The following is a 12,091-nucleotide window of genomic DNA, read 5'->3' on the forward strand; positions in this document are numbered from 1 at the left end:
TGGCAGTCATGCAAGGCATCGTGGCTTGTGTGGAGGCCTCAAAGGGCAGGTAGTCGTCGAGATATCGCTGTCTGCCGACTTGGCTTGTCGATATCCAAGGCAAGCTGTCGAGAGGGCAATCCGGTGTGGCCCTGCGGGGTGGTCTGTCACCGAGCACGGCGAGTCCTTGAATCGGAACGGTCTGCATTGAAGGAATATCAGGCTCGACTAAACCTTTGGCGTTTGAAACGCGAGAGAATTGTCAGTCGTGACATGGCGCGCTAGAATCAAAGTGTTTCAAACGAATGTTCGCCGATGGCAGTGTTCGGATGTGTCGTGCTCACGTGTGCCGTGGTCAAACGAGCCGATATCGTACGTGGCCTTCCGGTGAACCTGCACCACCTCATGAGAGAGTCGCCGCGCGGCGCTTGCGTCGTGACCTACGACTCCAGTCCTCTTCTACCTGACAAGGGTTCCGCCCATGGCCCAGACCGATACCGTTACCCGCATCCTCGATACTGCCGAGGTGCTGTTCGCCGAGCGTGGTTTCGCCGAGACCTCACTGCGCAACATCACCAGCAAGGCCAAGGTCAATCTGGCGGCGGTGAACTACCACTTCGGGTCCAAGAAATCGCTGATCCAGGCGGTCTTCGCGCGCTATCTCGATCCATTCAGCGAGCGTTTCCACGCGGCGCTCGACAGTGTCGAGCAGCAATACGCCGGGCGTCAGGTGCCGCTTGAGGTCCTGCTGGAGGTGATGGCGCGTACCGTGCTGGAGGTGCCGGCCGAGCGCAACAGCCTGCGCACCTTCATGCGCCTGCTCGGGCTTGCCTACACTCAGGGTCAGGGCCATATGCGGCGCTATATCCGCGAGCATTACGGCACGGTCTTCAGCCGCTTCGCCGAGCTTCTGAAGCTTGCGACCCCTGATCTGCCGGACAACGAGCGCTTCTGGCGCCTGCACTTCATGCTCGGTAGCGTGATCTTCACCTTCTCGGGCCTGGATGCACTGCGGGATATCGAGGAGGCCGAGTATGGCCATCACACCACGGTGCGTGAGCTGATCCAGCACATGCGTCCGGTGGTGGTCGCGGCGATGGCAGCGCCGTTGCCGGCCTCGCTCGGGGATGGTGAGGCGGTCACCCAGGCGGCCAGCTGATGGCCTGCTGGGTAGCGGTGGATCTCTCGCGCCAGAGCCTTGAGATACGCAATGACGCGCCGAGTGGCAGTCGTGATGCGCCGCCCTGCGCGGCTGCCCCTGACGCGCTGGTGCACGCCTGCGCGATCTCCAGCGGCCTCAACGGTATCGGCGAGCTCGATGGCAGCGGTTGCACGCCAACCGGCTGGCATGTGATTCGTGCCGCCATCGGGGCGGGCAATCCGCGTGGCGCCGTCTATCGCGGACGGCGCTTCACGGGCGAGGTATTCACCCCCGAGCTTGCCGAGGAGCATCCAGAGCGTGACTGGATCCTGACGCGCATTCTATGGCTCAGTGGCCGCGAGCCGGGCATCAATCGCGGTCGCAATGCCCGCGGTGAGCGGGTCGATAGCCTGCGCCGCTACATCTATTTTCATGGCACGCCCAGCACGGAGCCCATGGGGATAGCGGCGTCCCACGGCTGCATTCGCTTGCGCGATGATGACCTGCTGCGACTCTTTGCCGAGGCTGTGCCAGGCACTCCGGTGCTGCTGCATCCCTGAAGGCGTTGGTGTACGAGTCTGATACCCTCCATGAGCTGCCGCCGGAACCTGGGTGACAGCCCCTTGCCGGGGCGCAGCTGGCCGCGACTGTTCGATAGGGGTTCAGTCGGCTAGAATTGCGCCTTTCCTCGCGCTGGCAGCCTGATTCATCGTGTTTCTTCCAGGCTGCCGAGCCCCGTAAAAGACATGAAGTCCCGGCGGTTGTGAATCCTCTCTTCACGGGATATCACTGCCGCAGGCCATGGACAGGAAGGATGACATGACACAGCCACTGGGCTCCGTAATGGTCGATGTTGCGGGGCTGACCCTCGCCCGCGACGAACGTGAACTGCTGGCACGCCCTGCCGTCGGGGGCGTCATCCTGTTTGCGCGCAACTGTGCCTCTCCCGAGCAGGTACTGGAGCTGAGCCGCGAGATTCGCAGCGTCAATCCCCACCTGCTGATCGCCATCGATCAGGAAGGCGGGCGCGTCCAGCGCCTGCGCGAGGGCGTGACACGCCTGCCGTCGATGCGCAGCCTGGCGCAATGCTGTCTCGGGCGTGACTGTGATGGCTGCGGCGAAGACGCCCAGGCCGCAGGCCTGGGTCTGGCACGCGATGCCGGCTGGCTGCTGGGCATGGAAATGGCAGCCATCGGCTGTGATATCACCTTTGCGCCGGTACTGGATATCGATGTGGCTGGCTCGACCATCATTGGCGATCGCAGCTTCGGCGCCACGCCGGAAGACGTCATCGCGGTGGGCGGCGCCTTCATCGACGGGCTGCAGGAGGCGGGCATGTCCGCCGTCGGCAAGCACTACCCGGGGCATGGTGGCATCTCGGCAGATACCCACCTGGAACGCGTGGTCGACCCGCGTCCGTTCCGCGAGCTGCGCGAGCATGATCTCAAGCCCTTCGCGGCCCTCGCCGAGCGCCTGGGCGGCGTGATGCCGGCGCATGTGATCTATCCGGATTTCGATGCACGTCCCGCGGGCTTCTCGCCCAGCTGGTTGGGCCTGCTGCGCGAAGAGTTCGGCTTCAAGGGCGCCATCTTCTCCGATGATCTCGGCATGGCGGCGGCCGTCGCGGAAGGCAGCCCGGCAGAGCGTGCGCGCCTGGCGCTGGACGCTGGCTGCGACATGGCGCTGGTCTGCAATGACCCTGCCGCCGCGCGCGAAGTGCTCGACAGCCTCGATGATGATGAGCAGCGCCACCGAGGCAAGCGCCAGGCGCGACTGCGCTATGCACGGGCTCGCCCGACGCTGGATGGTCTGGTGGGGCTGTCACGCTGGCGGCGCACCCACGCGCGGCTCGAATCGATGGCGGCCAGTCAGGCATCACAGCAGGTCGCCATGCCTTCGGGCACGCTAGGCAGCACCGAGGCGTCTGACGCACGGTCGGCCTCTGAGTCCGGTAACGCGCAATAATCAGGCACGCGGTGCCTTTTTCGAGTCGAAGACTGGCAAGGAATTCCCATGGCTGAGCAATCCGCCACCGAGGCTGCTGCCGACAAACTGGCAGCGCCTGCCGAAGAGATGATCAATCAATGGGTCGAGCCGCTGCGGCAATGGGTCGAGCAGACCTTTGGCCTGCCGCTGTGGGGCATCAATCTCGCTCTGCTGCTGCTGGCGGTGCTGTTGCTGCACCTCATCGAGCGAGTGGTGCTCACCCGTCTGGCGGCGCATGCCGAGAAGAGTCGCAACCTGTGGGATGACGCCTTGGTACATGGCCTGCGTCATCCCTTGTCATTCTGGCTCTACAGCATGGGGGGGTTGCTGGCGCTCGGCATCATCGCCGGCCAGTTCAGCCTCGGCGAGGCCGAGAAGTACCTGGGCACGGCGCGCCAGATCGTGACCCTGCTGGCGCTGGCCTGGGCGTTGATCCGCATGGTCAAGCGCTTCGAGGCGCTGCGCACCATGCCGCCGCCCGGCACCAACGTCAACGCCATGGATGCCACCACGGCCTCGGCGATCAGCAAGCTGCTGCGTGCGGTCGTGGTCGTGCTGGTGGGGCTGGCCATCCTGCAGAATCTCGGCGTCTCGCTGTCCGGGGTGCTGGCCTTCGGCGGTGTCGGCGGTATCGCGGTCGGCTTTGCGGCGCGGGATCTGCTGGCCAACTTCTTCGGCGCCCTGATGATCCATCTCGACCGGCCCTTCAAGGTCGGCGACTGGATCCGATCACCGGACCGCGAGATCGAGGGCACCGTCGAGGATATCGGTTGGCGCCTGACGCGCATCCGCACCTTCGACATGCGGCCCCTCTACGTGCCGAACGCCATCTTCACCAGCATCTCGGTGGAGAATCCGTCACGCATGTACAATCGCCGCATCTTCGAGACCGTGGGGCTGCGCTATGAGGATGCCGCCCAGATCGGCCCCATCGTTGCCGCGGTACGCGAGATGCTGGAAGGCCATGACGAGATCGACCAGACGCGCACCCAGATCGTGAACTTCACCACCTACGGTGAGCACTCGCTGAATTTCTTCGTCTATGTCTTCACGCGCACCACCGACTGGGTGAAGTACCACGCGATCAAGCAGGATGTCCTGCTCAAGGTGCACGACATCATCCGTGAGCATGATGCCCAGGTGGCGCTGCCTGGCCAGCGTCTGCATTTTGCCGATGTGCTGTCCTTCGAAGGGCACAACCATGAACACGACGCCGAGGCAGAGCATGCCGCGGCGTCATCAGACACGCAGACGCGCGGGTCCCGCCGCCGTTCTGATTCAACCGCCGCTGCTACATCCTCCTCTGCGCCCGTCCGGCGTGGAGATGAGGCCAGTGACACCCAGGAAACTCCCGATGCTGACTCCGACGCCTGAGACCCTCACCGCCCTGCATGACGAAATGCGTGAGGTGATGGACAATGCCGATTGCCTGATCCCGCAAGCTGACCTTGAAGTGGCACTCGACCGCATGGCCGTTGAGCTGACGGAACGCCTCGGCGATCGCATGCCGATCTTCTATTGCGTGATGAACGGCGGGCTGATCACCGCCGGCCAGCTGTTGACCCGCCTCGACTTCCCGCTGGAAGTCGATTATCTGCACGCCACTCGCTACCGTGGCGCGATGCGCGGCGGCGAGCTGTTCTGGCGCGTCAACCCGGAGCTGCCGATGGCCGGTCGCGACGTGGTGATCGTCGATGACATTCTCGATGAAGGCGGCACCCTGGCCGCGATCCTCGAGTACTGCCGTGAAGCCGGTGCGCGCAGCGTGTCCAGCTGTGTGCTGGTCGACAAGAAGCATGACCGCAAGGCCTACCCGGGCTTCAAGGCCGACTTCTGTGGTCTCGACGTCGAAGACCGCTTCCTGTTCGGCTTCGGTATGGACTACAAGGGCTACTGGCGTAACGCACCGGGCATCTATGCGCCCAAGGGGCTGTAACCCAGGGGCTGTAAGCCAAGTGTCTGTGACATGAGTCACCGGGTGGCAGTCGCCATCGCCTGCTGTCATCGCCATCACTTGCACTAGCCATCGCCACCGCTGGCACTCTTCACCACCCGCCCGGGCAACCGCGGCGGGTGGTGTCGTTTCCGGGGCCTTTTCTGTTCTCCTGGTGCAGAGCATGACGATTGTGCTTGTCGTTGTCGGTCGGCTCGGAGTAGCGTTCGCTGAGGATCGGAGTGTCCGGTCCCGGGAGATTCCTGCACATGGGTGGCAAGGAGGCGGGCGATGCTGGCGGTGATCGGTGGCACGGGGTTCGGTAGTTGGTCAGACATGGAAGTGCTAAAGCGCGGCGGGCAGGAAACGCCTCTCGGGGCGGCATCCTGTGGCGTCGTGGAAGGGCGTCTGAATGGGCAATCGCTGCTGTTTCTGGCGCGTCATGGTCAACCACACAAGGTGCCGCCGCACCGCATCAACTATCGCGCCAATCTATGGGCGCTCAAGCAGGCGGGTGCGACCCACGTGGTGGGGGTCAACTGTGTGTCCGGCATCGACCCGACGCTGGCCCCGGGCACACTGGTGGTGCCGGACCAGTTGATCGATTACACCACCGGCCGCGAGGGGTCGTTCTTCGATGGGCGTTTCAAGCCGTTCCAGCATGTGTCGTTCGCCTGGCCGTACCACCGGGGCTGGCGTGAGGAGCTGCATGCGGCGGCGGCCGATGCGGGCCTGCCTCTCACGGCTGGCGGGGTGCTGGGCGTGGTGCAGGGGCCGCGGCTGGAAACGGCCGCCGAGATCCGCCTGATGGCCCGCGATGGCAATACCCTGGTCGGTATGACGGGCATGCCCGAGGCCGTGCTGGCACGCGAACTCGAGATGGAATACGCCAGCCTGTGTCTGGTGATCAGCCATGCCGCGGGTGTCGGCGAAGAGGAGCCGACCCGTGCGGGCACGGAATCCGTGATCGTGGCCGGCATGCCGAGGGTGCAGTGCTTGCTGGCAGCGCTGTTGGCGCGCCGTGCCTGAGCTATTTGACCTCAGGAGGAGCGTGGGGGATGCGGTGGTTCAGGTAGGGGAGTGAAGAGGGTTTAGAGCAGGTAGTGGGTATGCTTGCACGAAATAACGGCCTGCATTCGCGATGCAGGCCGTTTTCATTTTTCGTTCAAGCTCTAGCTCACGCTCACGTGCATGCCCAGGCGCCTGACAGCGCAGGGCGCGTCAGGCCGCCTTGGTCTTGGCGTTGAGCAGGTCCAGCAAGGTCTCGCAGAAGCTGAAGCGCTTCTCGGCGTCATCCATGTCGGTGGCGAAGCGCAGCGTGTCGGCGCCTTCCAGCTTGTAGACGTCTGACTGGCGCTGGATCAGGTTGACCAGTGTCAGCGGATCGACCGGCGTCTGGGCGCCGAAGATGATGCGACCACGCCCGGCGCCGGCCTCCAGCTTGATGATGCCCAGCGCCTGGGCGCGCTGGCGCAGCTGGGTCTGGCGGAACAGGGTCTTGACCGGTTCCGGTAGCAGGCCGAAGCGGTCGATCATCTCGACCTGCAGCTCGCGCAGGTCGCTTGCGTTCTCGGCATTGCTGATGCGCTTGTACATCATCAGGCGCTGCTGGACGTCGTGCAGATAATCGGCCGGAATCAGTGCCGGCAGGTTCAGGCTGACCTCGACGCCTTCATCCAGCGGCGACTCGATATTGGGCGTCTTGCCCGCCTTGATGGCCTTCACGGCGCGATCCAGCATCTCCATGTACAGCGAGTAGCCGATGGTTTCCATCTGCCCGGACTGCTCGTCACCCAACAGCTCACCCGCGCCGCGGATCTCCATGTCATGGGAGGCCAGCGTGAAGCCGGCACCGAGGTCCTGGGATTCGCTGATCGCCTCCAGACGCTTGACCGCATCGCGAGTCATCGCCTTGGGATGCGGGGTCAGCAGGTAGGCATAGGCCTGGTGATGCGAGCGTCCGACTCGGCCGCGCAGCTGGTGCAGCTGGGCCAGGCCGAACTTGTCGGCGCGCTCGATGATGATGGTGTTGGCGCTCGGAATGTCGATGCCGGTCTCGATGATGGTCGAGCACACCAGCACGTTGAAGCGTTTGTGATAGAAGTCCGACATGCGCCGCTCCAGGCTGCGCTCCGGCAGCTGGCCGTGGGCGACGCCGACATTGGCCTCAGGCACCAGCTCCGCGATGCGGGCGGCGCTCTCCTCGATGGTCTTGACCTCATTGTGCAGCACGTAGACCTGCCCGCCGCGCAACAGCTCACGCAGGATGGCTTCCTTTACCACACCGTCGTTGCGCTGCTGGACGAAGGTCTTCACCGACAGGCGGCGCGCCGGTGGCGTGGCGATGATGGACAGGTCGCGAATGCCGCTCATTGCCATGTTCAGCGTGCGTGGTATCGGCGTGGCGGTCAGGGTCAGGATGTCGACCTCGGCGCGCAGGCTCTTGAGGCGTTCCTTCTGGGAGACGCCGAAGCGGTGCTCCTCATCGATGATCAGCAGCCCCATGTTGGGCAGTTCCAGCGACTTGGAAAGCAGCTTGTGGGTGCCGATCACGATATCGGTCTGGCCGCTCTTGATGCGCTCGAGAGAGGTTTCCTGGCCCTTGCCGCTGGTGAAGCGCGACAGCAGGGAGATCTCCACCGCGGTGTCGGCGAAGCGATCGCGGAAGTTGTCGTAGTGCTGCTGGGCGAGCAGAGTGGTGGGCACCAGCACCACTACCTGACGGCCGGAGTTGACGGCCAGGAAGGCGGCACGCATCGCGACCTCGGTCTTGCCGAAGCCGACATCGCCACATACCACGCGGTCCATCGGCTGGGGTGCGCACATGTCCTGGATCACCGCGCCGATGGTCTGTGCCTGGTCCGGGGTTTCCTCAAAGGGGAAGCTGGCCGCGAAGCGTGCGTAGTCCTCGGCGGGGAAGTCGCAGGCATGGCCGACACGCGCCTCGCGGCGTGCATAGACGTCCAGCAGCTCGGCGGCGGTATCGCGAATCTTCTCGGCCGCCTTGCGCTTGGCCTTCTCCCACTGCTCGGAGCCCAGCTTGTGCAGCGGCGCCAGCTCGTCACTGGCGCCGGAATAGCGCGAGATCAGATGCAGGCTGTCCACCGGCACGTAGAGCTTGGCGCCATCGGCGTATTCGAGCGCGAGGAACTCGGCCTCCTGACCACCGGCGTTGATGGTTTCCAGTCCCAGATAGCGGCCGACGCCATGGGTGTGGTGAACCACCGGTGCGCCTTCACGCAGCTCCGAGAGGTGGCGCACGGCCAGCTCGTTGTCATCGGTGGCGCGCGCCTGGCGGCGGCTCTGCCGTACCACTTCGCCGTAGAGCTCGGTCTCGGTGATGACCACCAGCCCCTTGTGGCTGTCGGTATCATCGCTGGACAGGGCATCTTCTGTCTGCGCACTGGCCACCCAGGTGCCATGCGTCAGGCCACCGACGGTCAGGCCGACGGCGGCTGGACTGTCCACGAAGTGCTCGAAACTTGCGAAGTCATCCAGGCTACGCAGCCCGAAGCCACGCAGCAGCGGGGTGAGCTGCTCCTCGACGACTTCGCGGCGACCCTGGGTCTCGGCGACGAACAGCACGCGCTGGGCATGTCTGCCGTTCAGGCGTTGCTTCAGGAAGCTGGCCAGGGCCTGAGTCGGGTCGGCGCTGCGCGCATCGATGGCCAGGCTCGGCAGTGCCTGATGGCCGAATTCGATGGCGTGGGCATTGGGCTCGCGTACCAGCTCGATGCGTTCATGCTGCTTGATCTGGCCCAGCAGCTCATTGACCGGCACGAAGGCGCGGTGCGGAGGCAGCAGCGGGCGTGTCGGATCGACGCCCAGATTGGCGTAGCGGGTAGTGATGGCGTCCCAGTGGCTCTCGGCCGCCTCGCGTACCCCGGGCAGCATGGCGATGCGCAATTCATCGCCCATGTGATCGAACAGCGTCGCGGTCTCGTCGAAGAACAGTGGCAGATACTGCTCGAGCCCCGGCGAGGGGATGCCCTTGATGGCGTCGTTGTAGAGAATGCACTGGCGAGGGTCGACATCGAACAGCGTCTCGAAGCCCTCGCGGAAGCAGGCAATGGCGCCACGCGTCAGCGGGTATTCATGCGCGGGCAGAATCTCGATCGCCTCGACCTTGTTGCCACTGCGCTGGGTGTCAGGGTCGAAGGCCCGCAGGGTGTCGATCTCGTCATCGAACAGATCGATGCGCAGTGGTTGCTCGCTGCCCATGGGGAACAGGTCGATCAACGCGCCGCGCAGGGCGTATTCGCCTGGCTCATAGACCGTCTCCACTGCACGATACCCGGCCCGCGACAGGCGTGAGCGGAAGTCTTCGCGATTGAGGATGTCGCCCTTGGCGAGACTGAAGACCTGGCCTGCGATGTAATCCACCGGCGCGAGGCGCTGCATCAGGGTGTTGACCGGTACCGGCACGATGGCGCGGCGGCTGGTCTGCAGCGTGCGCAGGGTGCGCAGACGCTCCGAGACGATGTCCTGGTGCGGCGAGAAGCTGTCGTAGGGCAGCGTTTCCCAATCGGGGAAGGGCAGCAGGCGCTCGGGATGGCGCGTATAGAAGCGCAGGTCGGCTTCCAGGCGCTGGGCGCTGGCAGTGTCCGGTGTGATGACCATCAGCGGCGCTTCATCGGCATCGGCCAGGCGCGCCAGCGCCAGCGCCGCGGCGCTGGGGTCATTGAGCATCCAGAAGGTGGTTTCGCGGCGCGAGCGCGGCAACGGGGGCGTCAGCGGGGTCTCGAACATGGGCTCTGGTGTCTTGTGTCCTGGGCTTGGGCGCAACGCCTTGTGGCGTTCACGGCACGGGATGACGTCACGGGCAGGGCCCGAGTGAATAAGGTGCTGGGTCAGTCGCTCACGGTGAGCGGCCCACGCAGGCAGATGACGCTGAGCGACTCATGGACGCAAGGTAGTCTCTCGAGTGCATGGCACACCGGTGAGCACACGGCGCGCACATGAGTGCACGACACGCTCAAGAGAGCGACAAGGCAGGCGCGATGCCTCGGCTTGCAGGCGAGCTTCACCGCAAGCTGTCGCAGCGCAAGGCGCTGAAGCGTCATTCCTCGCCATGAAAGGAGTCGCGCTTGATCATAGCAAGTCAGTCGCTACATGGGGGCAAGTGATCCTCTTTTCAGCACCGTGGACACCGATGGCCGAGCGCGGGATGGGGGAGGGCTTTTGTAGTCAAATCGTTGATTCTGTAGCACTACTACCCTGCGTGCGACCATCCTTTCATTGTGGTGCATAGCCGCGTTACGCATACTCAGCTGGCCTTGTCCGGCGTCGCCAGACGATCGGTGACGACCATCATTATTTGCCCGCACGTGAGAGGATGCACCCGTGAGCCAAGAGAATCTCGAAGCCTGTTTCAAGCAGTGGCAGGACAATGAAGCCCTCGCGGAGCAGATGATCCCGCTACTGGGAGATCTCTACCGCCGCTTCAATGTCGTGCCCTCCATCTACGGGCGTTCGCTGATCAATCGTTCGATGGTGCGCATCCTCAAGAACCACCGTTGGGTCCGCAAGGCCGAAGGCGTCGAGCTGTCAGTGGAAGACACCTTCCCGCTGGTGCGCGCGATGATCGAGCTCAACCTGGGCCCGGCCCACGTCGATATCGGCAAGCTGGCCGTCGCCTTCAAGCGCTCTGACGAGACGGACATCACCGCCTTCCTCAAGCGTGAGCTGGCCGACATCGTCGGTGGCTATGTCGAGGGCGGCATGGGCGGCGATCCGAAGGATGTCGTCCTGTATGGCTTCGGGCGCATCGGTCGTCTGTTGGCGCGCATCATGATCGAGAAGGCCGGCGGCGGTAACCTGCTGCGTCTGCGTGCCATCGTGGTGCGTGGCAGCAAGGATGATCTGGAAAAGCGGGCCAGCCTGCTGCGTCGCGACTCGGTGCACGGTCCTTTCGAGGGCAGCATCACCGTCGATGAGGAAAACTCGGCGCTGATCGTCAACGGCAACTACATCAAGATCATCTACGCCAATTCGCCCACCGAGATCGATTACACCGCGCACGGCATCGACAACGCCATCGTGGTCGACAACACCGGCAAGTGGCGCGATGAAGCGGGCCTGGGTCAGCACCTGGAGTGCAAGGGCGTGGCCAAGGTGCTGCTGACGGCACCGGGCAAGGGCGATCTGAAGAACATCGTCTACGGCGTCAACCATACCGACATCAGCGATGATGACCGCATCATCTCCGCGGCTTCCTGTACCACCAACGCCATCGTACCGGTGCTGAAGGTGCTGCACGACGAGTACGGCGTCAGCCAGGGCCACGTCGAGACGGTGCACTCCTACACCAACGACCAGAACCTGATCGACAACTTCCACAGTGGTGATCGTCGTGGCCGTGCCGCGGCGCTCAACATGGTGTTGACCGAGACCGGTGCCGCCAAGGCCGTCGCCAAGGCGCTGCCGGAACTTTCCGGCAAGTTGACCGGCAACGCGATCCGCGTGCCGACGCCCAATGTCTCGATGGCGATCCTCAACCTGACGCTGAACACCGCAAGCGACGCCGAGCGCATGAACGACTTCCTGCGCACCGCCTCGCTGCATTCCTCGCTGCAGAAGCAGATCGACTACGTCGATTCCTGTGAAGTGGTGTCGTCGGACTTCGTCGGCAACCGCCATTCCGGCATCGTCGACGGCCAGGCGACCATCGTCACCGACAAGCAGGCCGTCGTGTACGTGTGGTACGACAACGAGTTCGGTTACAGCTGTCAGGTGGTGCGTATTCTGCAGCACATGTCCAACGTGCGTTTCAGCTACTTTCCGACGCGCTGAGTCAATGCGCCGCGTCTGTGGCGTGACTGACGGAAAATTGAAATAAATACCTGCTGTTACAACGCCCCCGCCCTCACTGATGGCGGGGGCGTTGGCGCTTTTGGCGTGTGCTCCACTTTAGTGTCGTATGGTCTTTCCGGCCTCGCATCTTTATAATGAGCCGGATTTTTTTGGGCCGGTCCAATCTCTGGGCTACACCTCCAACCGTCTGATAAGAAAAGCATTCACATTGCCTGATACGCGAAAATAGCGAGGTTGCC

The 12,091-nt window shown here is 63.8% G+C and carries 8 protein-coding genes; 7 read left to right on the forward strand and 1 reads right to left on the reverse strand.

Features of this window, described 5'->3' with window-relative positions:
• Positions 1–460: 460 nt before the first annotated feature.
• The 6 genes from MKZ40_RS05505 (at position 461) to MKZ40_RS05530 (ending at position 6,068) form a co-directional block, all read left to right on the forward strand.
• On the forward strand, positions 461–1,138 hold the full coding sequence (locus MKZ40_RS05505; RefSeq protein WP_043331928.1) for a TetR/AcrR family transcriptional regulator: 678 nt from the start codon (positions 461–463) through the stop codon (positions 1,136–1,138).
• Complete coding sequence (locus MKZ40_RS05510; RefSeq protein ID WP_175088226.1) at positions 1,138–1,680, forward strand: L,D-transpeptidase; 543 nt, start codon at positions 1,138–1,140, stop codon at positions 1,678–1,680. Before MKZ40_RS05505 ends, MKZ40_RS05510 begins: the two co-directional genes overlap by 1 nt.
• 259 nt (positions 1,681–1,939) lie before the next feature.
• Positions 1,940–3,085: a beta-N-acetylhexosaminidase gene (gene nagZ / locus MKZ40_RS05515; protein ID WP_175088225.1), complete on the forward strand. Its 1,146-nt coding sequence runs from the start codon at positions 1,940–1,942 to the stop codon at positions 3,083–3,085.
• Positions 3,086–3,133: 48 nt separating this feature from the next.
• Entirely contained in the window at positions 3,134–4,480 is a 1,347-nt protein-coding gene (locus tag MKZ40_RS05520) for a mechanosensitive ion channel family protein (RefSeq protein ID WP_254626940.1), read from the forward strand.
• Positions 4,461–5,042, forward strand: coding sequence for a hypoxanthine-guanine phosphoribosyltransferase (locus MKZ40_RS05525; protein ID WP_043331927.1), 582 nt, complete (start codon positions 4,461–4,463; stop codon positions 5,040–5,042). Before MKZ40_RS05520 ends, MKZ40_RS05525 begins: the two co-directional genes overlap by 20 nt.
• Before the next feature lie 288 nt (positions 5,043–5,330).
• Entirely contained in the window at positions 5,331–6,068 is a 738-nt protein-coding gene (locus tag MKZ40_RS05530) for an S-methyl-5'-thioinosine phosphorylase (RefSeq protein ID WP_175088224.1), read from the forward strand.
• 192 nt (positions 6,069–6,260) lie between these two features.
• Here MKZ40_RS05530 and mfd read toward each other — a convergent pair whose 3' ends face one another.
• Positions 6,261–9,788, reverse strand: a complete 3,528-nt coding sequence (mfd, locus tag MKZ40_RS05535) for a transcription-repair coupling factor (RefSeq protein WP_175088223.1) — start codon at positions 9,786–9,788, stop codon at positions 6,261–6,263.
• A gap of 594 nt (positions 9,789–10,382) precedes the next feature.
• On the opposite strand from mfd, the gene MKZ40_RS05540 reads away from it, so the two are divergent.
• Positions 10,383–11,831: a glyceraldehyde-3-phosphate dehydrogenase gene (locus tag MKZ40_RS05540; RefSeq protein WP_043331922.1), complete on the forward strand. Its 1,449-nt coding sequence runs from the start codon at positions 10,383–10,385 to the stop codon at positions 11,829–11,831.
• The last annotated feature ends 260 nt before the right edge of the window (positions 11,832–12,091 follow it).

This window comes from Cobetia sp. BMC6, assembly GCF_029991385.1.
Taxonomy (GTDB): domain Bacteria; phylum Pseudomonadota; class Gammaproteobacteria; order Pseudomonadales; family Halomonadaceae; genus Cobetia.